The 25,309-nt window shown below is 64.7% G+C and carries 31 protein-coding genes and 1 pseudogene; 20 read left to right on the top strand and 12 right to left on the bottom strand.

Annotated features, from left to right (window positions below; translation table 11 throughout):
* Positions 1–70 precede the first annotated feature (70 nt).
* The 8 genes from THIX_RS21880 to THIX_RS23650 all read left to right on the top strand — a co-directional run bounded on the left by THIX_RS21880 (position 71) and on the right by THIX_RS23650 (position 5,218).
* On the top strand, positions 71–517 hold the full coding sequence (locus tag THIX_RS21880; protein WP_199195346.1) for a cupin domain-containing protein: 447 nt from the start codon (positions 71–73) through the stop codon (positions 515–517).
* Between the two features lie 13 nt (positions 518–530).
* Entirely contained in the window at positions 531–938 is a 408-nt protein-coding gene (locus tag THIX_RS21875) for a DUF1428 domain-containing protein (RefSeq protein WP_112487889.1), read from the top strand.
* 63 nt (positions 939–1,001) lie between these two features.
* Positions 1,002–2,417, top strand: coding sequence for an MATE family efflux transporter (locus THIX_RS21870; protein WP_112487888.1), 1,416 nt, complete (start codon positions 1,002–1,004; stop codon positions 2,415–2,417).
* A gap of 14 nt (positions 2,418–2,431) precedes the next feature.
* The gene (locus THIX_RS21865; RefSeq protein WP_112487887.1) at positions 2,432–2,695 is read left to right on the top strand and encodes a nuclear transport factor 2 family protein; all 264 of its coding nucleotides are present in this window, start codon (positions 2,432–2,434) and stop codon (positions 2,693–2,695) included.
* 31 nt (positions 2,696–2,726) lie between these two features.
* Positions 2,727–3,176 (top strand): cyclopropane-fatty-acyl-phospholipid synthase family protein, encoded by a 450-nt coding sequence (locus THIX_RS21860; RefSeq protein ID WP_112487886.1) that lies wholly within the window; start codon positions 2,727–2,729, stop codon positions 3,174–3,176.
* Positions 3,173–4,132 (top strand): helix-turn-helix transcriptional regulator, encoded by a 960-nt coding sequence (locus THIX_RS21855; RefSeq protein WP_158540980.1) that lies wholly within the window; start codon positions 3,173–3,175, stop codon positions 4,130–4,132. Before THIX_RS21860 ends, THIX_RS21855 begins: the two co-directional genes overlap by 4 nt.
* On the top strand, positions 4,122–4,565 hold the full coding sequence (locus tag THIX_RS21850; RefSeq protein ID WP_112487884.1) for a VOC family protein: 444 nt from the start codon (positions 4,122–4,124) through the stop codon (positions 4,563–4,565). Before THIX_RS21855 ends, THIX_RS21850 begins: the two co-directional genes overlap by 11 nt.
* 104 nt (positions 4,566–4,669) lie before the next feature.
* Positions 4,670–5,218, top strand: coding sequence for a uridine kinase (locus tag THIX_RS23650; RefSeq protein ID WP_158540979.1), 549 nt, complete (start codon positions 4,670–4,672; stop codon positions 5,216–5,218).
* A gap of 59 nt (positions 5,219–5,277) precedes the next feature.
* Here the strand turns inward: THIX_RS23650 and THIX_RS21840 are convergent, their stop codons facing one another.
* Positions 5,278–5,679 carry a DUF2200 domain-containing protein gene (locus tag THIX_RS21840; RefSeq protein ID WP_233224679.1) on the bottom strand — a complete coding sequence of 134 codons (402 nt, stop codon included), beginning with the start codon at positions 5,677–5,679 and terminating at the stop codon, positions 5,278–5,280.
* A gap of 87 nt (positions 5,680–5,766) precedes the next feature.
* On the opposite strand from THIX_RS21840, the gene THIX_RS21835 reads away from it, so the two are divergent.
* Complete coding sequence (locus THIX_RS21835; RefSeq protein WP_199195345.1) at positions 5,767–6,222, top strand: DUF5701 family protein; 456 nt, start codon at positions 5,767–5,769, stop codon at positions 6,220–6,222.
* Positions 6,215–6,427 carry a DUF5701 family protein gene (locus THIX_RS25030; protein WP_371413026.1) on the top strand — a complete coding sequence of 71 codons (213 nt, stop codon included), beginning with the start codon at positions 6,215–6,217 and terminating at the stop codon, positions 6,425–6,427. Before THIX_RS21835 ends, THIX_RS25030 begins: the two co-directional genes overlap by 8 nt.
* A gap of 554 nt (positions 6,428–6,981) precedes the next feature.
* On the opposite strand, the gene THIX_RS21830 is transcribed toward THIX_RS25030, so the two are convergent.
* From THIX_RS21830 to THIX_RS21820, 3 genes are all read right to left on the bottom strand, one after another.
* Entirely contained in the window at positions 6,982–8,337 is a 1,356-nt protein-coding gene (locus THIX_RS21830; RefSeq protein WP_112484377.1) for an IS1182-like element ISThsp16 family transposase, read from the bottom strand.
* 179 nt (positions 8,338–8,516) lie between these two features.
* On the bottom strand, positions 8,517–9,632 hold the full coding sequence (locus THIX_RS21825) for an IS110-like element ISCARN28 family transposase (RefSeq protein ID WP_112487881.1): 1,116 nt from the start codon (positions 9,630–9,632) through the stop codon (positions 8,517–8,519).
* A 180-nt stretch (positions 9,633–9,812) separates the two neighbouring features.
* Complete coding sequence (locus THIX_RS21820) at positions 9,813–11,345, bottom strand: FAD-dependent oxidoreductase (RefSeq protein WP_233224678.1); 1,533 nt, start codon at positions 11,343–11,345, stop codon at positions 9,813–9,815.
* 231 nt (positions 11,346–11,576) lie between these two features.
* Between THIX_RS21820 and THIX_RS21815 the strand changes: the two genes are divergently transcribed.
* The 7 genes from THIX_RS21815 to sufT all read left to right on the top strand — a co-directional run bounded on the left by THIX_RS21815 (position 11,577) and on the right by sufT (position 18,237).
* Complete coding sequence (locus THIX_RS21815; protein WP_112487879.1) at positions 11,577–12,257, top strand: class II aldolase/adducin family protein; 681 nt, start codon at positions 11,577–11,579, stop codon at positions 12,255–12,257.
* A 35-nt stretch (positions 12,258–12,292) separates the two neighbouring features.
* Positions 12,293–13,738 (top strand): Fe-S cluster assembly protein SufB, encoded by a 1,446-nt coding sequence (sufB, locus tag THIX_RS21810; protein ID WP_112487878.1) that lies wholly within the window; start codon positions 12,293–12,295, stop codon positions 13,736–13,738.
* A gap of 84 nt (positions 13,739–13,822) precedes the next feature.
* Positions 13,823–14,593, top strand: a complete 771-nt coding sequence (sufC, locus tag THIX_RS21805) for a Fe-S cluster assembly ATPase SufC (RefSeq protein ID WP_112488549.1) — start codon at positions 13,823–13,825, stop codon at positions 14,591–14,593.
* Between the two features lie 2 nt (positions 14,594–14,595).
* On the top strand, positions 14,596–15,915 hold the full coding sequence (sufD, locus tag THIX_RS21800) for a Fe-S cluster assembly protein SufD (protein ID WP_112487877.1): 1,320 nt from the start codon (positions 14,596–14,598) through the stop codon (positions 15,913–15,915).
* Complete coding sequence (locus tag THIX_RS21795) at positions 15,912–17,162, top strand: cysteine desulfurase (RefSeq protein WP_112487876.1); 1,251 nt, start codon at positions 15,912–15,914, stop codon at positions 17,160–17,162. The genes sufD and THIX_RS21795 overlap by 4 nt, the downstream gene beginning before the upstream one ends.
* A 14-nt stretch (positions 17,163–17,176) precedes the next feature.
* Positions 17,177–17,680: a Fe-S cluster assembly sulfur transfer protein SufU gene (sufU, locus tag THIX_RS21790; protein ID WP_112487875.1), complete on the top strand. Its 504-nt coding sequence runs from the start codon at positions 17,177–17,179 to the stop codon at positions 17,678–17,680.
* The gene (sufT, locus tag THIX_RS21785) at positions 17,677–18,237 is read left to right on the top strand and encodes a putative Fe-S cluster assembly protein SufT (RefSeq protein ID WP_112487874.1); all 561 of its coding nucleotides are present in this window, start codon (positions 17,677–17,679) and stop codon (positions 18,235–18,237) included. The genes sufU and sufT overlap by 4 nt, the downstream gene beginning before the upstream one ends.
* A gap of 75 nt (positions 18,238–18,312) precedes the next feature.
* On the opposite strand, the gene THIX_RS21780 is transcribed toward sufT, so the two are convergent.
* Together THIX_RS21780 and ytfE are read right to left on the bottom strand one after the other, a co-directional pair.
* The gene (locus tag THIX_RS21780; RefSeq protein ID WP_112487873.1) at positions 18,313–18,597 is read right to left on the bottom strand and encodes a DUF2249 domain-containing protein; all 285 of its coding nucleotides are present in this window, start codon (positions 18,595–18,597) and stop codon (positions 18,313–18,315) included.
* Between the two features lie 62 nt (positions 18,598–18,659).
* Positions 18,660–19,349 carry an iron-sulfur cluster repair protein YtfE gene (ytfE, locus tag THIX_RS21775; RefSeq protein ID WP_112487872.1) on the bottom strand — a complete coding sequence of 230 codons (690 nt, stop codon included), beginning with the start codon at positions 19,347–19,349 and terminating at the stop codon, positions 18,660–18,662.
* A gap of 110 nt (positions 19,350–19,459) precedes the next feature.
* Between ytfE and THIX_RS21770 the strand changes: the two genes are divergently transcribed.
* Positions 19,460–19,900, top strand: coding sequence for an Rrf2 family transcriptional regulator (locus THIX_RS21770; RefSeq protein WP_112487871.1), 441 nt, complete (start codon positions 19,460–19,462; stop codon positions 19,898–19,900).
* Between the two features lie 24 nt (positions 19,901–19,924).
* On the opposite strand, the gene THIX_RS21765 is transcribed toward THIX_RS21770, so the two are convergent.
* From THIX_RS21765 to THIX_RS21750, 4 genes are read right to left on the bottom strand one after another with little or no spacing between them, the layout of a single operon-like run.
* Positions 19,925–20,311 carry a hemerythrin domain-containing protein gene (locus THIX_RS21765; RefSeq protein ID WP_233224677.1) on the bottom strand — a complete coding sequence of 129 codons (387 nt, stop codon included), beginning with the start codon at positions 20,309–20,311 and terminating at the stop codon, positions 19,925–19,927.
* A 2-nt stretch (positions 20,312–20,313) separates the two neighbouring features.
* Positions 20,314–21,261 carry a DNA-3-methyladenine glycosylase gene (locus THIX_RS21760; protein WP_112487870.1) on the bottom strand — a complete coding sequence of 316 codons (948 nt, stop codon included), beginning with the start codon at positions 21,259–21,261 and terminating at the stop codon, positions 20,314–20,316.
* Positions 21,258–21,623 carry a DUF488 domain-containing protein gene (locus THIX_RS21755; protein ID WP_112488548.1) on the bottom strand — a complete coding sequence of 122 codons (366 nt, stop codon included), beginning with the start codon at positions 21,621–21,623 and terminating at the stop codon, positions 21,258–21,260. The genes THIX_RS21760 and THIX_RS21755 overlap by 4 nt, the downstream gene beginning before the upstream one ends.
* A 57-nt stretch (positions 21,624–21,680) precedes the next feature.
* Positions 21,681–22,034, bottom strand: a complete 354-nt coding sequence (locus THIX_RS21750; protein ID WP_112487869.1) for a carboxymuconolactone decarboxylase family protein — start codon at positions 22,032–22,034, stop codon at positions 21,681–21,683.
* A gap of 222 nt (positions 22,035–22,256) precedes the next feature.
* Between THIX_RS21750 and THIX_RS21745 the strand changes: the two genes are divergently transcribed.
* Both THIX_RS21745 and THIX_RS21740 read left to right on the top strand, forming a co-directional pair.
* Positions 22,257–22,796, top strand: coding sequence for a hemerythrin domain-containing protein (locus THIX_RS21745; RefSeq protein ID WP_112487868.1), 540 nt, complete (start codon positions 22,257–22,259; stop codon positions 22,794–22,796).
* A 128-nt stretch (positions 22,797–22,924) separates the two neighbouring features.
* Positions 22,925–23,116: a DUF3079 domain-containing protein gene (locus THIX_RS21740; RefSeq protein WP_112487867.1), complete on the top strand. Its 192-nt coding sequence runs from the start codon at positions 22,925–22,927 to the stop codon at positions 23,114–23,116.
* A gap of 67 nt (positions 23,117–23,183) precedes the next feature.
* Here THIX_RS21740 and THIX_RS21735 read toward each other — a convergent pair.
* Both THIX_RS21735 and THIX_RS21730 read right to left on the bottom strand, forming a co-directional pair.
* Positions 23,184–23,424, bottom strand: a pseudogene (locus THIX_RS21735) (IS5/IS1182 family transposase); the annotation flags it as partial.
* A gap of 402 nt (positions 23,425–23,826) precedes the next feature.
* Positions 23,827–25,188 (bottom strand): IS1380-like element ISCARN34 family transposase, encoded by a 1,362-nt coding sequence (locus THIX_RS21730; protein WP_086558171.1) that lies wholly within the window; start codon positions 25,186–25,188, stop codon positions 23,827–23,829.
* Positions 25,189–25,309: the final 121 nt, after the last annotated feature.

The following is a 25,309-nucleotide window of genomic DNA, read 5'->3' as shown; positions in this document are numbered from 1 at the left end:
GAATATGCACCGGCACGAGAGTAACGACAAGGACAGCAAGATGCCCGCATGGAGACTGGAAGAGTGCCCCGTGGAAGATCGCCTCTCCGACGACATTCTCGGCCAAGCACGCACTCACTGGATCAGCGAAGCCGGTGGGTTGACGCAGTTTGGGGCGTGCATTGAGATCTTGATGCCTGGCTCCCGTTCTTCGCTCAAGCACTGGCACAGTGCCGAGGACGAACTCGTCTTCGTGCTTGAAGGTGAGGTATCGCTGATCGAGGGAGAGACTGAGACCGTGCTTCACGCGGGGGACGCGGCGACATTTCGCGCTGGCGAATCTGTAGGGCACTGTCTGGTCAATCGCAGCGATACACCGACGCGTTGCTTGGTGGTTGGGACTCGCGCAAAGGTAGATCGCATGACGTATCCAGATCACGGCCGGATTTGTCTTCGCGATCGTTCGGAGCCTGACGACCTCTGGTTCGATCTTCGTGGTCAACCCGCCAGCAACCCCTATGACGAGCCCCACCGCTAGCTAGAGGCAATACATGAACTACATCGACTGCTACCTGACCCCGGTACCATGCGCCCATCGGGCGCGGTACGAGGCACTCGCACAGATCTCAGCAGAGGTGGTACGCGAGCACGGCGCGCTGCGCGTGGTCGAGAGCTGGTTGGACGAAGCAGGGCCGGAGGCCGCGACGTATCACGGGGCGACGGTTCGACTGTCGTCGGAGTGTTATCCCAGCTTTCGTGCTGCTGCTGGCGCGAAACCGGATGAAGCCGTAGCGCTGTCCTGGGTCGAGTGGCCGGACAAGCGTAGCCGCGATGAAGGCATGGCCAAGGTGACCGCCGACCCACGCATGCAGTTCGACGATCAGCCCCCGGTCTTTGATGGCACGCGCCTGATCGCCGGGGGGTTCCTGCCGATGCTGGACTGCTCGTATGGGGCTTGATCTGCACGCTTCGCACCGCGTCGGGCGGCTGCCGTATGCTCATCGATATCTGGGGATGCCAGCATGAACGCCACCGGCATGGCGCATGCGGCCACGCCCTCATTCTGGGCCGATCTGCGCGCCGCGCTGCGCGGCAGCAACGCCGATTACACGCGCATTCCGTTGAAGCGCGCAGTGTTCCTGCTCGCCATCCCGATGATGCTGGAGCTGGTGTTCGAATCGACCTTCGCGGTCGTCGACATCTTCTTCGTCGCCAAGCTCGGTGCGTCGGTGGTGGCCACGGTCGGGCTGACTGAGACTTACCTCTTCCTTCTGTACTCGATCGCGATGGGGCTGGCGATGGCGGTCACCGCCATCGTCGCGCGGCGCGTGGGCGAACAGCGCGGCGAGGAGGCAGCGCTGTCGGCAGTGCAGGCCGTCGTTGTTGCGGTGGCGGTGTCACTGCCCTTTGCGGTGATCGGCATCGTCTGGGCGCAGGATCTGCTGCGCCTGATGGGCGCGGATGCCTGGGCCATAGAACACGGCTACCGCTACACGCAATGGATGCTCGGCGGCAACGCGGTCATCCTGCTGCTGTTCGTCATCAACGCGATCTTCCGTGGCGCGGGCGACGCGGCAGCGGCGATGCGGGTGCTGTGGGTGGCGAACGCGCTCAACATCGTGCTCGACCCCCTGCTCATCTTCGGCTGGGGGCCGATTCCCGCCATGAGCATCGAGGGGGCGGCGATCGCAACAAATCTCGGGCGCGGCGCGGGCGTGCTGATGCAGCTCTGGATTCTCGCGCGCGGCAGTGAGCACCTGCGCGTGCTGCGCCGCCACCTGCGGCTAGACCTGGGTACGCTGGCGCAGATCGTGCACACCTCGCTCGGCGGCATCGGCCAGATGATCGTCGCGATGACCGCGTGGGTCTTCCTCATGCGCATCCTCGCCAGCGTTTCGACCGAGGCCGTGGCGGGCGCGACCATCGCCATGCGGGTGATGATGTTCACCCTGATGCCGGCCTGGGGCATGTCCAACGCCGCCGCAACGCTCGTCGGCCAGAACCTCGGCGCGGGCGAACCGGGCCGCGCTGAGGCGGCGGTGTGGCGCATCGGCTGGATGAACATGGCGTTCACGCTCGTGGTCTCGGTCGCCTTCTTCGTCTGGCACGACGCGATCATCGGCCTCTTCACCGATGACGCCACCGTCATCGCCATCGGCGGCGAATGGCTCTCGATCCTCGCGTATTCCTACTTCGTCTACGGCTGGTGGATGGTCGCGGTGCAGGCCTTCAACGGCGCGGGCGACACGATGACGCCGACCTGGATCAACCTCGTATTCTTCTGGCTGATCCAGATTCCGCTCGCCTGGGCGCTCGCGCTGCCGCTGGGGATGGCGCATTCGGGCGTGTTCTGGGGCGTGTTCGTCTCCGAGACCGCAGTCGGCGTGTTCACGCTGTGGCTGTTCTCGCGCGGGCGGTGGAAGGCGGCGAAGGTGTGAGCCACATATTGACGATGAACTGGAGCGACGCCCAGTATCGGGCAGGTTGGGACGAATGGCAGCCTGATGTCGAGGGGACGATGCTGTTCGAGCTTGAAGACCTCGTCATCCATGCCAGCGTAGAGTCTGGGTTTGCGTATGACCTCCTGCAGTGTGGTGGCACCCTATCGAATGGAAAGCCATTTCGTGACATGGTTCGCGCCGCGTTCTGCCTGATCAAATCCGGCTCGGACTGGAAGATCGTGCATCAGCACATGTCTAAACCGATGGGCGGTTGAATGCAGACCCGGCATCCAAGGGGCTGAACCGATGTCTGCAAACATGCTGTCCCCGCGCCTGCAGGCCATACTCGACACGCTGCCACTCGCGCCCGGCATGCGTGTGCTCGAAATCGGCTGCGGCCCGGGGGCGCTCGCACGGGCCATGGCCGAGCGTGTGGTGCTGGGGCAGGTGCTGGGCATCGACCGTTCGGCATGTGCGATAGCTCAAGCGGTGGCGGCCTCGGACGCAGCGATCGCCGCCGGACACCTCGCCTTCCGGCAGGTAGCGGCGGAAGACTTCGTGCTGGCACCCGGCGAAGCGCCGTTCGATCTCATCGTCGCGGTGCGCGTAGGCGCATTCGACGGCCGTCATCCCGAGGCTGGCGCGCGTGGGTGGCCGCGCGTTGCGGCCGCACTGGCACCGGGCGGTCGCTTCGTCGTCGATGGCATGACGTACAAGCGCGACGCTGATACGCCATCGGGATGGGAGCAGGAATGATCGGCGCGCAACGCGATGAGAATCCGCAAGTAGCGGCCACGTCCATTCGGCGGCAGCCGCTGGCCGCGTTGCGCCCGTTCGTCGCCTACCTGTGGGCAAGCGCGACAACGAATGCCTCGTGCACAAGCGCGATCCGTCGAGAGCACTTGCTGCCAAGCGGCGCGACGCATCTGGTGTTCCGTCTTGGCACCGAGCCGCTCTGGATCTCGGATTCGTCCGCCCAGCCACCGCAGCGCTTGACCGGCGCGCTGATCGGCGGTGTGCGCACACGGTTCTACGTCCGTGAATCGGCCGTGCTTTCCGCGTCGGTGGGCGCGGTTCTGCGGTCGGGCGCAGCGCGCAGTCTCTTCGGCGTGGCCGCGCACGAACTCGCCGGGCGGCATACCTGCCTGAACGAACTCTGGGGTAGTGACGCCGACAACTTGCACGAACGTCTCGTGCTCGCACCGACCGCACAGGCGCGCTTGCACATTCTCGAAGTCGCGCTGCTTGCGCGCCTGCCGCCTGTGCACGCGCTGCATCCCGGCATTGCCGCTGCGCTGGCGATTTTGCCGACGTTCGCCAGCGTCCACGCGGCGGTTGCGGCAAGCGGGATGAGCCATCGCCAGTTCATCGAGCGTTTCCGCGAGTCGGTGGGCATCGCGCCGAAAGCCTGTCTGCGCGTACTGCGCCTTCACGCAGCGGCGCGGGCGCTGCGTGAAGGCGGAACGCCCCTGGCAGCCGTGGCGGCCGACGCGGGGTTCAGCGACCAGTCGCACCTGACGCGCGAGTTCGTCGAACTGACGGGTCTCACGCCGCTGGCCTACTGGCACCAGGCGGGCGGCGATGGTCTGCACGTGTCGGTGCCCGTGGACGAACCGCGTGCGCGCTACCGCAAAAATCTTCAAGACGCGCGCCGATTCGATGGGTACGCTGAGAGTCGGTTCATGCAACAGGAGTCCGGTCGTGACGATTGAAGAAGTGTTCCCCTATCTGTGCGTCTCGGATGCCGACGCCGCCGCCACGTTCTACCAGCGCGCATTCGGCGCGACCGAGTTGTTCCGCCTGGTCGAACCCGAAGGTCGCATCGGACACCTCGAACTCGATTTCGGCGGAACGGTGATCATGTTCAGCGAGGCTTTTCCGGAGTTCGGCATCGAATGTCCACCGCCCACCGGCGCGGTTTCGCACCGGCTGCATCTGCACGTCGACGACGCCGACGCGGTGATTGTACAGGCGGTGAGCGCCGGCGCCACGCTGGAGCGGGCGGCGCAGGATCAGTTCTACGGCGAGCGATCCGGCGTGGTGCGCGACCCCTTCGGCCACCGCTGGCTGATCGGCCATGCCATCGAGAAGGTGGAGCCGCAGGAAATGCAGCGGCGCTACACGGCGCTGCTGTCGAAGGACTGAGATTGGGAGCAAGCATCGACTTGGGCAATGATCGGCTCTGCCACGCGACCGATCTGGCCGCGTTCATCCAGGCACGCCGTGGCGAACAGGAGCGTCCGTATGTCGTGGCGCTGGACGGCTGCAGCGGCGTCGGCAAATCTACGCTGGCGCGCCGACTGGCCAGCCTGCTCGACGCCGTGGTGATCGAAGGTGACGACTTTTACGCCGGTGGTGTGCATCTGCGTGACGACACGCCCGCCGAACGCGTCGGCGCGTGCCTCGATTGGCGGCGGCAGCGTGAGGTGCTCATCAATCTGCACGAGGGTCAGGTCGCCCGCCACCATGCTTTCGACTGGGATGCCTTCGACGGCTCGCTGTGCGCCGCCGAAGCGCTGATCGCGCCCGCGCCCGTCGTCATCCTCGAAGGCGTCTACAGCGCGCGCCCGGAACTGTCTGATCTGGTCGATCTACGCGTATTCGTCAATCTTAACGACGTCGTGCGTCTGCGACGGTTGCAAGCCCGGGATGGCGGTATCGGCGCTTGGGAGCAGCAATGGATCGACGCCGAGGCGCACTATTTCGAGCACGTCCTGGCGGGCCTACCATTCGATCTGATCATCACAGGTGATGAGTCAGGTGATGCAGCCAGCGAGAGAAGCGCATCCACCCGGTGATGGCGCTCATGGAGGGCATGCAGCGCCGATCAAGGCCTGCGTGCAAGCAATTGTCTGTATCACTGCCGCAGTATCTTCTCCATTGCCTTGCCCTTGGCCAATTCGTCGATCAGCTTGTCGAGCTGACGAATCTTCTTCATCAGCGGGTCTTCGACGGTTTCCACGCGCACGCCACACACCACGCCCTGGATGAGCGCCGCATTTGGATGCATGGCCGGGGCTTCGGCAAAGAAGGTCTCGACGTCGCATTCGCGTTCGATTTGCCTGTGCAGCGACTCGGGCGTGTAGCCGGTCAGCCAGCAGATGATCCGGTCGGCTTCGGCCTGGGTGCGCGCTTTGCGCTCGGCTTTCTGGACAAGGGCCGGATAGAGCCTGGCGAAAGACATCCTGAAGATTCGGTGCTCACTCATTTTCGATCCTCTTCCTTCTGATAGTGCGGCATCTTGCCAGTCCTTGTCCACGTTGCCGGAAACGAAGCGCACTGTTGCCCCGGAACTCTGTTTCCGGCCAATGAATCCAATCGTGCCCTCAAACCCGCGGAGTCATGCATGCCACATCCGATCTTCACGCAACAAATCGACACGCTGATCCGCCTGCGCTACCCGGCGATGCTCGGTATGACGGACAGGCAGTTTGACGAAACGCTGGCACCGCTCGGGCAATTGATCCCGCCGGACAGGCCTGAACCCGATGCTGCGCAGGGGCGTGTGCCGTTCGTGCTTGTGATCAACACGCCCGCGACTTCGTCGGCGCAAATGCTCGATCTGGTGAAACGTCAGGGCAAGCAGGCCATCGAGAAGCTGTACCCGAAGACCCTGAACGACTTTTCCACTATTGCCGGAGCAGGCGTGCCGGAGGGGGATGCCTACCTTCTCCGGGACATCGACCGTGGCGACGCGACCCGAAACGTTACCCCCGACGCGGCCTACGCGTTGATCGCCGATGCTGGGCGAAGTCCAGTGACGATTCACGAAGGCATCGCGCTGCTGACCCACTATCCCTGACTTCCTGCAACCGAACCACTGCTTCTCGATGCTTGCCTCGCGATGCGGCGACAAGCGGGTGCCTGCGCTCTGGCTGAGCGAGTCCAGACCCAAGCTCGGCTGGTGCTGGGCAGGCAATCCGCACACCTGGCTGGGCTCGGCGTCCTGCGCGAATCGTGTCGGCGTGGTCCGACTGGGTAAAGAAGATGAGCAGCAGGTTGCGTGAGACGGCCTCCGTGTGTAGTGGCGTGTGATCGACGTCGGTCGCCTCCGCTACAGAAGTTGCCAGGGACAACCGCCGCCATCTAACCCATTGATTTTCCTAGATGCGACATCGCGCACGCTCGCGAAACCACCAGAGAAAAGTAAGCGTAGAGAGGCGTTGGCAGGGGTGGAAACGCCGGGTTCGAAGTGGTGACGCTCGCGAGGCAACGCCCGAAATCCTCGCCAACACTGATATGGTCGCTCTTGTCAATAGGCGCAGGGCTTCGATGTGGATCCAGTGGCACGGGGTGATGCGGCACAAGTCTGCTGCTGCGACGATGGATCAGACTGATATTCGTGGGTTGATTACCACCGTGCATCGATCCGTCATGGAAGCTGCCTCGCTCTAGGAGGCTGTCGGACTTGAACCCGAGCGAATCCGATTGATCAGTGCGACGCGTTTTTTTTGACAGCGGCGCGCTGATCGAACGCTCTCGATGGTTGGCGAGACACTGTGAGGGCACATGGGGCGGCCTGGGGACTCGGTTTTGGCGTGGTCGGGGCGCACTATTGCCCTCACGCGGCTCGCAGGACGTGCATGCGCTTGATGTTCCAAGCCATGGTCACCAAGCTCCATTCGCCTTGTGCCTTGGCCAGCCCGCGCATGCTCATCTGGCGCCAACCCATCACTTGCTTGATGATGCCGAACACCGGCTCCACTGTCTGCTTGCGCAGGCCGTACAGGGCTCGGCCTGCTTGCGTGCCCAGGCGGTGTGCCATCTGCACGAGCGGATCCGTCGTCTGGGGCTCGGGCACATCGGGTGCAAAGCGCCCCATCACCGGCGTGTGATGCGACTCCCGCTTGAGCGCCAGCAGCGGCTCGATACCCGCGTCGTTGCACGCGATCACGTTGGCTTGGCTGAAGAAGCCGTTGTCCGTGATGAGCGTGTGCACCTCGCCCAGCACCGCGGGTAACGCTTGGATCTGCTGCAGCGTAGGCACAACTTCGCGCTTGTCGTTGGATGCCTGGCTCACATGCTGGGTGATCACCATCATCGTCGCGATGTCCACGCCGGCTTGTGCGTTGTAGCTTTGCTCGAAGCCCCCACCCGACACGGGCATGATGCGCGACTCTTCATCCGTGAGGTTGACCTGATCGCTGCTCCGGGGGCCGGCCTCTGGCGGCTCAGGGTCCTTGCCGCGCGGCTTCTTGCCCGCCTCGCGCTGGGCTTGGCGCTTGGCGGTCTTGGCCTCGTACTCCTGCTGCTCGACCTGATGGCGTTCGCTGGCGCGCTGCTCGATCTTGGCCTTGGCCTGCGCGATTGCGCTCAAGCGATCTGCACGCAGGGCGATCTCCGCCGGCACATCCATGCCGTCGGGTACCGTCGCGCGGTCGCTGTTCTCTGCCAGCGCCAGCAGCGTTTGTACTTCCTGGCGCAGCTGCGCCTCGATCTTGTTGGCATGAGCCCACGACAAGGCCTTGTGCTTGCTGGCGTTGGCGTCGATCTTGGTGCCATCCAGCGCGATGTGTCCGAGCTTGAGCAGCTTCATCTCGCGCGCCAGAACCAGCACCTGCACGAACAGTGCCTCCACCTCCTTCAAGAAGCGGCGGCGGAACGTCGCCAGCGTGTCGTGATCGGGGTGGGTATTGGCCGCAACAAAGCGGAACGCCACCGAGTCGTAGGTCGCCCGCTCGATCTTGCGGCTGGAGTGCACGCCGTTGGCGTAGCCGTAGATCAGCAGGCCCAGCAGCACCGCCGGATGGTGCGCCGCCGAGCCCCGGCCTGCGTACTGTCGGGCCAGATCGCCCAGATCAAGCTGCTCGATGACTTCGACCACGAAGCGCGCCAAGTGATCAGTGGGCAGCCATTCGTCCACCGACGGTGGCAACAGATATGCGGTGTCTCGGTCAACAGGGACGAAGCGGCTCATCGGCTCGGGCTCTCGGTTGTGCAGCAGCAATTGTCTCGGATAGCGTCTTCATCCGGAAGACCGCAAAGTCCGACAGTCTCCTAGTGGCGCAGGTTGCCCCGAAGGGTTCTGTGGATAGTGTTGGTGAGGGTTTTTCCTATCGTGATCGTGCCGCATCACCTCGTGCCACTGGGCTGGATCTATCGTGCCTCAGGGGTTGGCGCCGCCTGCTGTGCAATGGCCCAGACGAATCCGGCCAACTCCCGCGCCACCGCCACGCAGACCTTGTTGGCCTGCACGCCCCGACTCGACAGTTGCGCAAATCGCGAGCACAGGCGGACCTGGGCCTTCCAGGCGTGGGTGCGGATGCCCGGCGAGAGCGCCTTGCTACGGTCACGCAACTCGTTGCTTATGCGTGCCGGGAATCGATAGTTCCATGCTGCCTCGGTCAGCAAGCGCCGCGCGTGAGCATTGCCGGTCTTGGTGATCGAGCCGCGCCGCACACTGTTGCCGCTGGAATGCTCCGAAGGCACGAGTCCAAGGTAGCCCATGAGCTGGCGCGCCGTGCCGAAGCGGCTGATGTCTCCGACCTCGCACACCAGGCCGATGGCGCTGACGGTGTCGATGCCGCGCAGCGCCCGCAGCGCCGCCACGACCGGCTCGAAGCGCCAGCCTTGGACTATCTGCTGCAGCGCAGCCGTCAACCGCTGCACTCGCTCCTCGGTCGCTTGCACGGCCAGTTGGTATTCCGTCAGCGCGATCTGATCTGCAGGGTGAGCAAAGTGCTGATCGGCGATCCAGCGCTGATGCATCTTGGTCCAGGACGTCTTGCCGGCATAGCGGCGGTCCTGGCGCAGCAGGAACGCTTTGAGCTGTTGACGCACCTTCAGGCGCAGGTTGACCGCGTCCTCGCGTGCCCGCCAGAGATTGCGCATCGCTTCGTGGGCCTCGTCGGGCACCCAGATGGCCTTGAGCTCGCCGGCGCGCGACAGCTCGGCCAGCCGGGCGCAATCGCGCCGATCAGTCTTGATTCGTTCGCCTGCTCGCCGCGGTATCAACGAGGGTGCAATGATCTCGCAGCGATAGCCGCGCCGAGTCAGCTCTCGATGCAGCCCGTAGCCGGTGGGCCCGGCCTCGTAGACCACGCTCACCTGCCGCGCCGGACCGTACTTGCGCAGCGTCTTGAGAACCCCCTGCACGTCGGGCCCGAGGGTGCCCACGAAACGGCTCGGCTCTCGCCCGGCTTCGCACACAGCAACCGCGATGCTGTCCTTGTGCGCATCCAGACCAACGAAGAACTTGATACTCTCGTCCATGGCTCGTCTCCATACGGTTTGCGGCTGGGGAAACCCGCCGCATGTGGCTCGGCACACTCTCAGAGTGCGCAATCCACGATACCGGAGACGGGCCTTCCTTCGCCTATAGAGCGACCATCATGTCTCGTGCCTGTGTCTGCAGTTCATCTGGGGGTGCGCGCTTTGTGGGTTCGCGCGCACTCAGACCGCTGCGGCGAGTTGTTTTTCCATCGCCAGTTCCTCGCGCAGACCATCCAGATCACGGCCGACGCTGGCCACCGCGAGCACACGGCCCCCAGCGATGAAGCGGCACAGATAGTCGCCCCGCTGCGGGTCGCCGGATTCGTCGAGTGTGTCCCAGCTCTCGGCGTGGCCGACGTAGGACACAGTCATGTCGCCATGCTGACTCCAGAAAAACGGCACTTGCTGGTAAGCCTCGTCGAAGCCGAGCATATTGCGCGCCACGAGCCGCCCTTGGGCCTGCGCCACGGCCCAGTGCTCGATGCGCACGGCGCCCGCCACCCCGAACGGGTCGGGGAAGCGTGCGACGTCGCCGGCGGCCCACACCCCAGGCGCGCTGGTTCGCAGTCGCGCATCGACGACGATGCCGCGATCGACCACCAACGCCGCTTCGCGCGCCAGTTCGTCGGCTGGCTGCACGCCCACGCCCATCACCACCAGGTCGGCTGGTACTCGGGTGCCGTCGTCGAGTTCCACAGTGTCGGCGTGGATGGCCACCGGTTTGCACCCCAGGTGCAGGTGGGTTCCCATGTCGCGGTGCTTGGCGGCGACGGCGGCAGCCAGTCGCGGCCCGAACACCCGCGCCAGCGGCGCGGATTCGGGCGCGATGACCTGCACCTGCGCCCCGCGCTCGCGCAAGGCGGCGGCCACCTCCAGGCCGATGAAACTCGCGCCGATCACCGCCACTTTTTTTGCGCCGGCTTGCACTGCTTCAATGATCGCCTGGCAATGGTGCAGGCTGCGCAGCAAGTACACATGCGGCAACCGGGCGCCGGGGATGTCTAGCCGCCGCGGGACGGCCCCGGTGGCCAGCAGCAGAGCGTCGAATGCGAAGCTCTCACCATTTGCGCAGCCCACGCGGCGCCGCGACAGGTCAAGCTCGGTGGCGCGGCTGTGCAGGCGCAGGTCGATGCGCTGTTGCGCCCAGTAATCGTTTGCGCGCAGCCAAAGCCAGTCCTCGGGAGCCTTGCCGGCGAGATAGTCCTTGGACAGATTGGGCCGATCCACCGGCGCTGCGGAATCGGCCGCCAGCAGAGTGATGCTGCCGTCGAAGCCGAATTCGCGCAGCGCACTGGCTGCCGCTTCACCCGCCGCGCCGCCGCCGGCGATGACCACGCTGCCGGGGCTGCGCGGCGGCCTTGGCGGGGCCCGCGGTACGCGCTTGGCTCCAACGCGCACGATGCCGTTTTCGCGGTTCACATCCCAGCAATCGAGCGGCGCCAGCGCCGGCGGCGCGCGCACTGCTCCGCCGGCCAGGTCGAAACAGGCGTGATGCCAGGGACAGCGCACGGTGCCGTCGGCCACGAGCCCTTCGGCCAGCGGCCCACCGTAGTGTGTGCACGTGGCGGCCAGCGCATGCACCGCATCGCCTTGGCGCACCAGCATCACCGCCTGGCCGCCGATATGACCAAGCAGCGGTCGGCCGTCGGTGAGTTCGCTTGCGGCTACGCCTTGGGTCAGATCCGGGCCCGGGGGAAGATCGTCCTTGTTCACGCCTGCTACCTCCACTGTCTCGCTTGGCGCAGGCCTTGCGGTCAGCATGGCTCCTACGCCGTTTCAGCGTAGCGTGTGATGACGTGTTTTCGCGTTTTCACTACTTTCGGCATGGGTATTTCTGGAGCGTGGCCGCTGCGGACTTGAAGTGGTAAATTTAGACCCACATTAAGTTCAGCCCGGCCCGGCTTTGCGCGCCTTGCCGACCCAAGGCCCGGCAACGACCACACCATGACGACCGCCCATCTCCTCGAAGCCCAATTCGCCCAGCGCAACGATCTGCTGGTCGCGCAAGCCTGCGAAACCATGCACGCCGCCTACGCCAAGAGCTGGATCACGCACCGCGACGGCAACGTCTCGGTGCGTGACGCGCGTGGCGACGGCTTCTGGATTTCGCAAAGCGGCGTGGTCAAGGCACGGCTGCAGCCGGCGCAGATGCTGCATGTCGGCGCGGCCCAAATCGCGCAAGGGCTGACGCCCGCGGGAGCGTCAGGCGAATACGGCTTGCACCTGCGCTTGCAGGCGATGCAGCGCGCCGGGGACGGCGCCGTGTTGCACCTGCATCCCACCTACATCGTCGCGGCGATGGTCGCAGGTTTCGATTTGCACGAACTCTCCGAGGCTTTCCCGGAAGTCACGCGCTACACCCGGGTCGGCCGCAACGTGGCGGCGCTGCCGGCCACCAGCGAGGAACTCGCCGTGGCATGCGCCGAAGCTTTCGATCCGCAGTTCGGCTTGACGCCGCATATCGTCGGCCTCGACCGGCACGGCGTGGTGGCCATCGGCCGCTCGCCTTGGGATGCGTTCGAGCATGTCGAGCGACTGGAGCATGTGTGCCAGATGGTGCTGGCGTCCGGCGTGACGACAGGCGTGTCCGTTCTCGCACGCGCCGCGGCGGCGCAAGCGGCCTGACGCGAACCCAGCCCCAAGCCCGAGGAGACGTTTCGATGAGTAAAAGCAACCAGGCGCTCGACGCTTTTCTCGAACGCGATTACGCGGCCGGTTTCAGCTCGCCGATCGAGTCCGACCTCGCCCCGAAGGGTTTGAATGAAGACATCATCCGGCTCATCTCCAAGAAAAAGAGCGAGCCCGATTTCCTGCTGCAGTGGCGGCTGAAGGCGTACCGGCATTGGCTCACCATGACCGAGCCGACCTGGGCCAAGATCCACCATCCGCCGATCGACTACCAGGACATCCACTATTACGCCGCGCCGAAACGCACCAATGTGCCCAAGAGCATCGACGAGGTCGATCCCGAACTGCTGCGGGTGTACGAAAAACTCGGCATCCCGCTGCACGAACGGGCGGCGCTGGCCGGTGTGGCGGTGGACGCGGTGTTCGACTCGGTGTCGGTGGCCACGACCTTCAAGGACAAACTGGCCAAGCACGGCGTCGTCTTCTGCTCGTTTTCCGACGCGGTGCAAAACCACCCCGAGCTGGTGCGGGCCTATCTCGGATCGGTGGTTCCGCCGGGCGACAATTTTTTCGCCGCGCTCAACGCCGCGGTGTTCACCGACGGCAGCTTCGTCTACATCCCCAAGGGCGTGCGTTGCCCGATGGAGCTTTCCACCTACTTCCGCATCAACGCCAAGGACAGCGGCCAGTTCGAGCGCACGCTGATCATCGCCGACGAGGGCGCGCAGGTCTCGTACCTGGAGGGCTGCACCGCGCCGCGACGCGACGAAAACCAGTTGCACGCGGCGGTGGTGGAAATCATCGCCCTCGACGACGCGCGGGTGAAATATTCGACGGTACAGAACTGGTACCCCGGCGACAAGGACGGCAAGGGCGGCATCTACAACTTCGTCACCAAGCGCGGCGAGTGCCGCGGCGCTGGCTCGCGTATTTCCTGGACCCAAGTGGAAACGGGATCTGCGATCACCTGGAAATATCCGAGTGTGCTGCTGCGCGGGGATGATTCGGTCGGCGAGTTCTATTCGGTGGCGCTGACCAACCATTTTCAGCAGGCCGACACCGGCACGAAGATGATCCACATCGGCCGCAACACCCGCAGCACCATCGTCTCCAAAGGCATTTCCGCCGGCCGCGGCAGCAACACCTACCGCGGCTTGGTGAAGGTGCTTCCCAAGGCGGAAGGTGCGCGCAACTACACGCAGTGCGACTCGCTGCTGATCGGCAGCCGCTGCGGCGCGCACACGTTTCCGTACATCGAAGTGCGCAACCCCAGCGCCCAGGTCGAACACGAGGCGACGACTTCGCGCGTCGGCGAAGATCAGCTCTTCTACTGCATGCAGCGCGGCATCTCCGCCGAGGACGCGGTGGCGATGATCGTCAACGGCTTCGCCCGCGAAGTGGTCAGGCAGTTGCCGATGGAATTCGCCGTCGAGGCGCAAAAGCTGCTCGGCGTCAGCCTCGAAGGCAGCGTGGGCTGAACGACGCGACAACGGAGGACGAACATGCCGACCCCAATGCAAATCCAGGCGCGAACAATACTTGAAACGCAAGCCGCACAGCCGCTGTTGCAGGTGCGCGGCCTGCAGGCGGAAATCGACGGCAAACTTGTGCTTGCCGGTGTCGATCTGGACATCGCCGCCGGCGAGGTCGTCGCCATCATGGGCCCCAACGGCTCGGGCAAGAGCACGCTGGCGCAGGTGCTCGCCGGACGCGACCTGTATCACGTCAGCGGCGGATCAGCGCGCTTCGACGGCATGGATCTGCTCACCATGCCGCCCGAGGAACGCGCGCGCGCCGGGCTGTTCCTCGCCTTTCAGTACCCGGTGGAGATTCCCGGCGTGTCCAACGTTTACCTGCTGAAGGCCGCGCTCAACGCCCAGCGCAAACATCAGGGCCTGCCCGAACTCGACGCGATGGAGTTTCTGCAAAAAGTCAAAGCGCTGATGCGCGAACTCGGCATGGATGAGAAATTCCTCCAGCGCGGCGTCAACGAAGGTTTTTCCGGCGGCGAGAAAAAGCGCAACGAAATGCTGCAGATGGCCTTGCTGCAGCCGCGTCTGGCCATTCTCGACGAAACCGATTCGGGTCTGGATGTGGACGCGCTCAAGGCCGTGGCGCAGGGCGTCAACACCATGCGCGCCGCCGAGCGCGCCTTCGTGCTGATCACCCACTACGAACGCCTGCTCGATCACATCGTCCCCGACCGCGTGCACGTGCTTTGGCAAGGGCGCATCGTCACCTCGGGCGGGCCGGAGCTGGCGCGGCGCATCGAGCGCGAGGGCTATGCCTGGTTGCAACAAGGCGTGGCCGCGCCCAGTGCGCAGGAGGTCTGAGCATGGGAGCGCTCGAAGCTTTCATCCAGGCGTTCGACGCGGTCGACGCCGACGCTCCGGCCGAGCCCGCCGGCGTCGCGCAATCGCGTCGCGACGCCCTTGAGGCATTGCTGCGCAGCGGCCTGCCGACGCGTCACTGCGAGGACTGGAAGTACACCAGCCTGCGCCTGCTCGACGCCCTCGATGTCTCCACCACAATGTCTTCCGCGCCGCTCGCCGTCGATGCGCTGCGGGAAGCTGGTGCCTTGCTCGTCGGCGGCTGTCTGCGTCTGGCCTTCGTCGATGGCCACTTCGACGTGGCCCTTTCGCACCTGGACGGCGTTCCACCGGGGGTGAGACTCGCGCCGTGGGGCGCACCCGGAGCGCAGCCACCCACGCGTGCCAGTGAAGCGCTTTCACCCGCCGCGCACGGCGACGCCTTCGACGCGATCAACCGCATGTTCGCGCGCGACGGCATGGTGCTCGAACTCGCCGATGGCGTATGCCTTGCCGCGCCCGTCATCGTCATCGTGATGCAAACGCGTGGCGGCGCCAGCCATGTGCGCCATCTGCTGCGCTTGGGGCAGGGTTCTTCGGCGCGCGTGATCGAGCAGCATATCGGCGTCGCGCAGGCGGGGCCTTATCTGGCGACCAGCGTGACCCGGGCGGAGTTGGCGCGCGGGGCGAATCTGGAGCACGTGCGCTTGCAGGACGAGTCCGACGCCGCCGCGCACGTTTCGCAACTGCATGTGGCCCAGGGCGAGGGCAGCGTCCTCGATGCGCAGGCGTTGGTCCTGGGGGCGAGACTGTCGCGCCAGGAACTTCACGTCGAGCACGAGGCGCCGGGCTGCCGTACCGAACTGCGCGGGGCCAGCGTGCTCGGTGCCGAGCAACATGGCGACGTGCACATGGGCATCGAGCACCGCCACCCGCGCGGCACCAGCCGCACCCATGTGCGCGGCGTGTTCGACGCCGCCGCGCACGGCGTGTTCACCGGCCGCGTGAACGTGCACCCGGACGCGCAGAAAACCGACGCCGGCATGATCAACCGCAACCTGCTGCTGTCGCCGCGCGCCGAGGCCGACACCCGTCCGCAACTGCAGATCGACGCCGACGACGTGCTGTGCAGCCACGGCGCCACGGTCGGCCAGCTTGACGCCGAGGCTCGTTTTTATCTGCTGTCGCGCGGCATCGCACCGCAAGACGCGCGTGCCATGCTGGTGCAGGCGTTCATTGCCGCGGCGCTGCCCGACATCGGCTGGGAGCCCTTGCGCGCGCATGTCCGCGCACGGCTTGCGGCGCGGCAAGGCCTAGTGATCGAAGCCTCGGAGGTTTCGGCATGAACGCGTGCGAATCGCTATCGACCCTTGGCCCGCAACTCGCGGCGGTGCGCGAGCAATTCCCCATCCTCGCCCAGACCCTGCGCGGCAAGCCGCTGGTGTATCTGGACAACGCGGCGACGACGCAAAAGCCGCTGGCCGTGCTCGACGCGATGCGCGCGTTCGAGTTGCGCGATTACGCCAACGTGCATCGCGGCGTGCATCTGCTGTCGCAACGCGCCACCGACGCCTTCGAGTCCGCACGGGCCAAGGCCGCAGCGTTTTTGCATGCGGCAAGCAGCAAAGAAATCGTGTTCGTGCGCGGCGCCACCGAGGCGATCAACCTGGTGGCGCAAAGCTTCGCGCGCCCACGCCTGCAGCCCGGTGACGAAGTGCTGGTGACGGCGATGGAGCACCATGCCAACATCGTGCCTTGGCAGATGGTCTGCGAAGCCGCTGGTGCCAAGCTGCGCGTGCTGCCGATCAGCGACGGCGGCGTGCTCGACCTGCAAGCCCTGCCCGCACTGCTCACGACCCGCACACGCATGTTGGCTGTCACGCACGTGTCCAACGTGCTTGGCACCGTCAACGACGTGGCGCGCATCGTGCAGCTTGCCCATGCACACGGCGTGCCGGTTCTGGTCGACGGTGCGCAGGCGGTGGCTCACTTGCCGGTGGACGTGCAGGCGCTGGGTTGCGACTTCTATGTCTTCTCCGGCCACAAGCTCTACGGGCCGACCGGCATCGGCGTGCTCTGGGGCCGCGCCGAGCACCTCGCCGCGATGCCTCCGTACCAAGGCGGCGGCGACATGATCCGCACCGTGAGCTTCGAGTTCACCACCTACGCCGATCCGCCGGCACGCTTCGAGGCCGGCACCCCGCACATTACCGGCGCCGTGGGCTTGGCCGCGGCGATCGACTGCGTGCAAAGCCTGGGTTGGGACGCGATCCGCGCGCACGAGCGCGCGTTGCTGGAGCTGGCGCAAAACGAACTCTTGCGCATTCCCGGGTTGCGCATTCACGGCACGGTTGCGGACAAAATCGGCGTGGTGTCGTTCAACGTCGAGGGCATCCACGCGCACGATCTTGGAACGATTGTCGACGCCGAAGGCGTGGCGATTCGCGCCGGCCACCATTGCGCGATGCCGCTGATGCAGCGCTATGGAGTCGCGGCAATGGCACGGGCTTCACTAGGCGTCTACAACACCGAAGGCGACATGCATGCGCTGGTGCGCGCCGTGCGCAAGGCGCACGCGATGTTCGCCGCCTGAACCGAGGCCGAGCCATGCCCGCAACCCGCCCCGACGACGCCACGCCCGATCTGCGTGGCCTGTATCAGGACGTGATCTTCGACCACTACCGCAGGCCACGCCATTTCGGCCATTTGCCGCACCCCAACCGCAGCGCCCAAGGCGACAACCCGCTGTGCGGCGACCGCATTGAGCTCGAATTGCAGGTGGACGACGATGGCCGCATCGAAGACGTGGCCTTCACCGGCGAAGGCTGTGCCATTTCCACCGCGTCGGCCTCGCTGCTGACCGAGGCGGTCAAGGGCAAGCGCGTGGAGGAAGCCTTGGCGCTGTTCGACTCCATGCACGGCGTGCTGGTCGAAGACCAAACCGCGCAGCCCGAGGCTTTAGGCAAGCTGCAAGTGCTCGAAGGTGTCAAGCAGTTTCCCGCACGGGTGAAATGCGCCATGCTGGCCTGGCACACCCTGCGCAATGCCTTGGCCCAGGCCGCAGCGGTGGCCAACACCGAGGCGCCGACCGATGCGAGTGTGCATCCATGAGCGATGAGCCAGTCGGCAAGACCCTGACGCTTACGCGCGACACGCCCGCCACCTTGGTGCCGCTGGGCACTACCGGGGTGCTGCTCAAAGACACTGAAGTGCGTATCACCCAACGCCTGGGCAGTCATATCACCGTGGTGTCCGATGGCCGCATGTACCGCATCGACGGCGTGCACGCCGACGCCCTCGGCCTGATCGATGCGCAGTCGGAACGGCTTCCGGCGCCGACGACCCGCGAGGAAGCGGAAAACGCCGTGATCGAGCAACTCGCCACCTGCTACGACCCCGAGATTCCGATCAACATCGTCGAACTCGGCCTGGTCTACCGTTGCGAGGTGCAAGCGGCCGACGAAAGCGGCATCGGCTGGAAGGTCGACATCGACATGACCCTCACCGCCCCCGGCTGCGGCATGGGTTCCATCCTGACCCAGGAAGTGCATGACAAGCTCAGCCGCATTCCGGGTATCGAGCAGATCAACGTCGAACTCGTGTGGGATCCGCCCTGGAGCCTGGAGCGCATGAGCGAGGGCGCGCGGCTGCAAGCGGGGTTGTGGTGAGCGCGTGACCCGACGCGGCGAAGCGGGATGCCGCGCCAGCGCGGGCGGTGGCGCTGGCGGGATCGGCCCCGCGGCTCAGGCTCCGTCTTGCACGTGGAAGTCGATGCGCACGCCTTCGGGCGAGCGGCTGACATATTCGATGCGCACCTTGTTGCCGAAATGCTGCTCGATTTGCGCAAGCAGGGGCAGCGGATCGTGGTCGTTGAAAAACGCCATGGTTTCGCCGGGCTCCAGCGCGTCGAGCGCGCCGAAAATCGCCGCGTGGCGGAAGCGCTTGGCGATGCCGCTGGCGTCGAAGGGATAGGTGCGGTCGGCGCGGTGGTGGGAATGCGGCTGGTTGACGACATTCAGGGGTTCCATGGTCGGTTCCTTGGGTTGGGGTGGTTTGCGGTGGAAAAGATGGTCCGGGGGGCGCGAAGGCTTCAGCCCCGGCCTTCGAATTGCGGGAAAAGAATGTTGTTTTCGGTGTGGACGTGCTGCATGAAGTCGGCGATGAATTTGTCCAGGCCCGCATACAGCGCGCGCCAGGTGTTGCACGCCTCGGCGGGAAGTCGCAGTTCGTGGGTGAGTTCCTGCACGCGCTGCAGCATGCGGCCGTGGTCGTCGTGTTCTTCGCGCATGCGTGCGATCGGCGGCGCGAGGAAGCCGCCGGGGTTGCGGCGCATCATCGGAAACAGAATCTGCTCTTCCTTTTGCATATGCGCCTGCAACTCGTCGAGCATGTTTTGCAGCAGCGTGGCCAGGCCGGCGGGAACGTCGGGATGGCTCGCATGCACGCGCTCGACCTTGGTGGCCAGGGCGATCAATTCGGGGAGTTCGCGCCGGTGCACGTCGTGGAAGCGGCTGACGATGAGGTCGATCAAGGCGTCGGGATCGCGCGGCGCGTCGGTCGGTGCTTGCACATCCAGGGCGAGAAGCTCGCGCTCGATGGCGGCGATGTCGAGTTGCTGCGCCCGCGCTGCCGCTTCGAGGGTCGTCTCGCCGCCGCAACAGAAGTCCAGACGATGGCGCCGAAACACGGCGGTGGCGCCGGGCAGATCACGCGCCAGGTGACCCAAGGGGCGCGTGGCAAGTAGCGAGGTCGAGGTTGCGGGGGTGTCGGGGCTGGACATGGCGGGTTCTCCGATCCGGGGTGATCTGGGTTGATGTGTGAACAGGTACAATGGATTCCACTATAAAATTCTTTAGTGGCATTTGCAATACCTTATTTGTAGGCACCGCTATGCGACTGACATCCTTCTCCGATTTCGGATTGCGCGCCCTGCTCGTGCTGGCCGGCAGTGAGCGCGAGACCTGGTCGAGCGCGGAGCTCGCAACCAAGCTCGACATTTCGCGCGATCACCTCATCAAGGTGCTGCAACGCCTCGCTGCCGGAGGCTATGTGCAGACCACGCGCGGCGCGGGTGGCGGCGTGAAGCTGGCCAAATGCGCGACTGCAATCCGGCTTGGCGACGCGCTTGAATGGCTGGAAGACGATTCCGCGCTGACCGAGTGTTTTCGCGACGATGGCGGCCACTGCCTGCTCACCGGTTTTTGCGCCTTGCGCCCGAAACTCGAACGCGCGCGCCGAGCGTTCTATGCCGAACTCAACGCCACGACCCTGGCGGACTGCCTGAATCCCGCGCTGCGCCAGTTCGTCGCTGTGCCGCTTCCGGCGGCTTGAGCGTGCCTCAGCGCCGCGTTTCGATCAACGAGTCTTTTTCTTCGTGCTCGAAATGATGTTCGAGCAGGTGCTGTCAGGGCAGAGAAGCATCGAGCGGCGCCAGACGCTGTTTGGGCGGGTCGAGTCGGTCGGGCTGCCGGGCCAACACGTCGTGCCACTCACCGAGCATCGTCGCCAGCTTGGCATGCTCGGCCAGATAGACCTTGGCCTGCCAACGCGCCTGGCGGGAAGCTTCGGAATCAGCTCAGTTTCCTCGATGGCGATGTGGGCCGCGTGCAGGCCTTGCAGCACGTCGCGTGCGGCGCGCGCCTCGGCTACGTCGCCGGCGAGCAGGCCCGAGCGCATGCGCTGCATCGCCTCCAGCATCGCGACATGCTGGTTGGGCAAATCGTCATCCCGATTCCGGGCCATGTTCAGATTCCTCCTGTGCATGCGTGTTGCGAATCGAGCTGGCCGGCGTCTTCGAGCCGCTTGAGCAGGATGTGGAAATACACCATCCCGGCATAGGGCTGCCAGCGCGTCACCAGCGCTTGGGTGGACTGCGCATCCAGCCGTTCGGGCAAGCCCAGCCACAAGGCTAGATGTTTGTGCGCGCCGACATCGTCCACCGGAAACACAGCCAAGCGCCCGAGCCCGCGCAAGGCCACGTATTGCGCGCTCCAGCGCTTGATGCCGCGCAGCCGCGACAGCAGCCGCAGCGCTTGCGTGTCGTCGGCCTGCGCCAGTTGCGCGTCACGCAACGCGCCATTCTCGATCGCAGCGGCGGCTGCAAGCAGATAATCGGTCTTTTGTCGGCTCCAGCCCAGGTCGCGCAGGAATTCGGGGCCGGCAGCCAGCACCGCCCCCGGTTGCGGGAACGCGAGCACGCCATCGTTGAGGTTGGTGTTCGGGGCGACAGCCAGCGCCAGCTTGCCGAGCATGGCAATCCCACTGGCCAGACTCACTTGTTGGCAGGCGATGGCGTTGGCCAGCGCCTCGAACAAGGTGGGAAAACGTGGTGGCTTCACGCCACGGAAACGCGTCGCCAGTGGCGCGAGCGCGGCGTCGCCGGCGGCGAAACGGTAAAAACCATCGAGATCGACGTCCAGCCCCAGCACGCGGCGCAGCATGTCGGCCACCACATCCCGCGCCGCTTCGTGCCGGCCTTCCGAACCCTGGACGGCGACGAAGAGTCTCGGCGTTTCAGGCTCTCCGCGGTGCTCGACTTCGATACGCAACACCGAAGCGTCCAACGCCACGCCGCGCACGTAGCGCTTGCCGTCCCAGGTGTCGATGCGGTTGCCGGGCTGCCTGCGCAAAGCCCAGACGGTCAGGTCCAGCCGGAACGGCGCACGGGGCGTGAGCTCGAACTCGAACTTCATGCCGCGCGCTTGCGCTGCTGGCGTATTTGCAGCGCAAGCGCGTTGTTGTGCTGCTCGTCATGCGCCGCGTACAGCAGGGTGACGCGCGGATGCCTCACCAGTTCGGCCTCGAAGGCGCGCCGCGCGTTTTCATGCGTCTGCAGTTCCGCGACGTAGCGTTGCTCGAATTCGACCCACTTCGCCGGCTCGTGGCCGAACCAATGGCGCAGCGCGTCGCTCGGCGCCAGGTTTTTGGCCCAGGCATCAATGTGAGCCTTGTCCTTGCTCAGCCCACGCGGCCAGAGCCTGTCGACGAGCACACGAAAGCCGTCGCTTGCGTCGACGGGTTCATCAACGCGTTTGACGGCGAGATGTGCAGTCATGATGTTTTTCATGATGAAGCGATCCGCTTCATGGGTCGTTGTGGAACGCGGGCGCGGCTACGCCGAATCGGCTTTTGCATCTTCCCGCCGCATCGTATCGAGCGCGAGAAGCGAATGTGCATAAACGGCGCCCGCACGCATTTCGGCGGCAACCCAGATCGCTTCCATGATCTGCTGCGGGCTGGCACCCGCCTTGCGCGCGGCACTGGCGTGGCCGCGGATGCAATAGGGGCACTGCGTCACGTGGGCAACAGCCACAGCGATCAACTGTTTGGTTCGCGCATCCAGCGCGCCCTCGGCGAATGCCTGTTTGCTGAACTGCCGGAAGGCGTCGAATTGATCGGGAGCAAGGTCTCGGCGCATTTGCGTCAATTCGTGATCGGGCTGCGGGTAGACCGTGGACGTCGGCATGGTGTTTCTCCATCATTTCACACAGGCCATCATCATGTCCGTTTTGCAAAACCCTGGCAGTCAAACATGCATTGTGTTTACTTCTTTAATGGCTTAGGCTGCCATGGCTTGCACGCATGTACGCGTGCAGTGCACCAACACCTGCGCTGGTAACAGCGGAAAAGTCATGGCCATGGATGAGTGCCCGCGCCGGCGAGCGCCGTTTTTTCAACGAGGTTCGACATGGAAATCAGCCTTCTTCCCGGATCATCCGCTGCAGCGGGATTCGACGCACCACTGGACATGCTTTCGGCCTGCCACGGACGCATCGAAAAACAATGCTCGACCCTGCGACGCCTGCCGGCTCATCTGGCCGAACATGGAGCCGATGTGGACGCCAGACAAGCCGCCGCGAACGTGGTGCGCTATTTCGACACTGCAGGGCGCGATCACCACGCGGATGAAGAACGAGATCTGTTCCCCGCGCTGCTGGAATCGATGGCGGGCTCCGACCCCGTGTGCCTGCGCGACATCACCATGGCACTGACCCATGACCATCGTGAACTCGATGCCGTTTGGCAGGTGTTGCGCCCGCAACTGGAGAGCGTGACGCGGGGCGATGCGAGCGCGCTCGACGCTGCCGCGGTGGACGAATTCATCGTTCGTCATACGCGCCACATCGCGCGTGAAGAAAACGAACTCCTCCCCATGGCCAAACGGCTCTTGAGCGAGGGGCAACTCCAAGGCATCGGGAAGGCCATGCGAGCGCGGCGCGGGGTGTGAAACATCCTTCACGGGCAAGAGGCAGCGCTCATACAGGCATTCTTCCTTTTGATCGGGGTCAAAAAACCGTTGCGCGATACGGTGTCTCATGCAAGCTGCTGCCCGCAACAGCGGGGAGCAGGTTCACCATGGGCAAAAAATTTCCGATCCATTCCATGCATCCCGAGCGTATCTGCTGGGTCTGCAGCAAGTATTGCCCGACAGACTCCATGCGTTGCGGCAACGGCTCCGAGCAAAGCCAGCATCCGGTGGAACTGCTCGGTGACGACTGGATGGCATTCGGTCTGGATGCCGCCGAGACTATTGCTCCGGCCCATTGAAGTATCAAGCCGCATAGCGAACCCTGCGATCCTGGAAGTAGCCCGTGACGCGCTGCGGCGTGCGCTCCAGCTTGTCGTACAAGGCATCTTCCGCCCCTTCATCGCTGAGCCCGAACCACAGTTGGATGAAACCGCAGCATGCGCTCCGCGCCGATGGGGGGACGACCACGACGCCCGCTCTTGGGATAGACGGCCTCCACCAGTCGCGCCCACGGCACGATGCGCTGCATGTCGGCCAGAAGCTTCTGGCGCTGGGTCACACGCCCATGCAACGCGGTCTCGGCATCGGTGAAGGTCATTTGGGTCATCGCGGCGGCGCTCTCAGATCGCATCCTTGTTCAACGCATCAGGGGCAAGGCGTGGACTGCGGACGAATAAATCAGCGCGTCCTAAAGTAATGAGACGCAACATGTGTGCCGATATGAAAATAGCGCGCTCGCTATTTGCCGCAAATCAACTTCCGCGTCTTTTTATTGCCTGAATCCGTGACTTCCGATAATCCATCGACTTGAAAGCTGATTGTGACGGCCCGATTTTCCCGATTTCCCGCAGGTTCACGGTTCGAGCGCCGTGTCGAAGGGGGCTGTGGGGCTGTGCGCGAACGATCGGCCCCCTTGATCGGTCATTTCGGGTGGGTTGCGCGCAGCCGTTCCCCCGCTGAGCCCTTGTGGCCAGCGTCTTGGGGTGCTGGGAAAGCTTGGACTGCGTCTTCAGCCGCTGGCGGCGAACTGCGCATGCAGATCGCAAAAGGCACGGGCTGCCTTGTCGTTGGCGCCCAGTCCCAACCACAGCCGCCCGCCATGGTTGATCACGCGTGCTGCGCGGATGACAAGTTCCTGGATCACAGTCTTCAGACGCCGTCGCCTGGCCGCATGGCGCACCGGTGCATGCGGCCCCAGCAGCCCTTGCTGCCCCATGAGGCGCAGCACGTTCATCGTCAGGGCCGCAAGCTGGCAGACAAGATCGTTCGTGTCGAACTTCCCCGAGGGCAGTCGCTCCAGATCCATGTCGGTTTTGAATTCCGCATGGAACTGCTCGTGCGTAGCGTGCCCGGCGTACAGGTCGATGATCGCCTCGGCGCTGATGGCCTTGGGCAAGCTTGTCGTCCAGCCCTCCAAGATGATCTCGGGGACCAAAAACTGCTGGCCACGGGCATCGACGGTGCGCTCCGTGATGCGCACAATGCGGCGCAGGCGATGGGCGATGCCTTCGACCTGCACGGCCACCTCCCAAACCGCCACGCGCTTGCCTGCGCGCGGATGCTGCCACAACAAACCCCCTTCCAGTTCCTGCCGTCGCAAGACCTCCAGAGGATCGGTCTTGCGGGGATTCCACTTGATCAGAACATCGACCCGGGGCAGTCCTGGCCTGTTGCAGCGCTGCATGTCGGCCATCAAGGCGGCCGAGCAAAACCCCGCATCCATGCGCACGAGAATCGGCGCCTTGGGGCCTGCGGTCGACAGGCGCTGCGCCATGGGCACGGCCGTCTCGAGGTTGTAGGTCGTCTCCGAAGCCGAGTGCTGCGCGCCCGGACGTAGGGCGAACTCCAGGCAAAACCCATGCGTGCCCAGGTAGGCCGCCAGCGGGCAGTAGCCATCGACCCCCGCGTAGGTGCGGCTCACCCCATCCTTGGCTGTGCCCGAGTTGTCCATCGCGAAGGTGTCGATGTCCAGCGGCACATGACCGCAAGGCAAAAGACCATAGTCCGGTTGGCTCTTGCGCAGCAGCGCTTCAATCGCCTGGGAGGTGAAGTCAAACCACAGGGCGGCCTGCGCATCCAGGCGCTGGCGCAGGGTGGGCGAGGACGGCACACCCACCAGACCCAGCGCCTCCTGGAAGAAACGATCGCCTCGAAAGCCTTCGATGGCATCGAAGTCGCTCTTGCTCTGCGCGAGCAAGCCAACATAGCTGCGCATCAGTGTGCTGGGCGGCAGTCCGCCGCGGCAAGGCCACTGGGCATCCAGGCGTTTGAACAGAGGATCGAGGCGCTTGAGGTGATGACCGACAAGGGCCAGACCGGCCACCGGCGTCAGGTCATAGTCGAGTTGCTTGACGCGAAATCCAAACCCCATGCCATACCCCGGAACGTTCACCCGCTGGGTGAGAAGACAAAGGGGTCATTTTATCGAATAAACCATTATGCATCAACAACTTATGAAAATTCCGCATGCCCGAGCTCACGGATTCAGGTAA

The organism is Thiomonas sp. X19, assembly GCF_900089495.1.
Classification (GTDB): Bacteria; Pseudomonadota; Gammaproteobacteria; order Burkholderiales; family Burkholderiaceae_C; genus Thiomonas_A.
The sequence above is the reverse complement of the archived record's forward strand: the minus strand, read 5'-3'. Positions and strand labels throughout refer to the sequence as shown.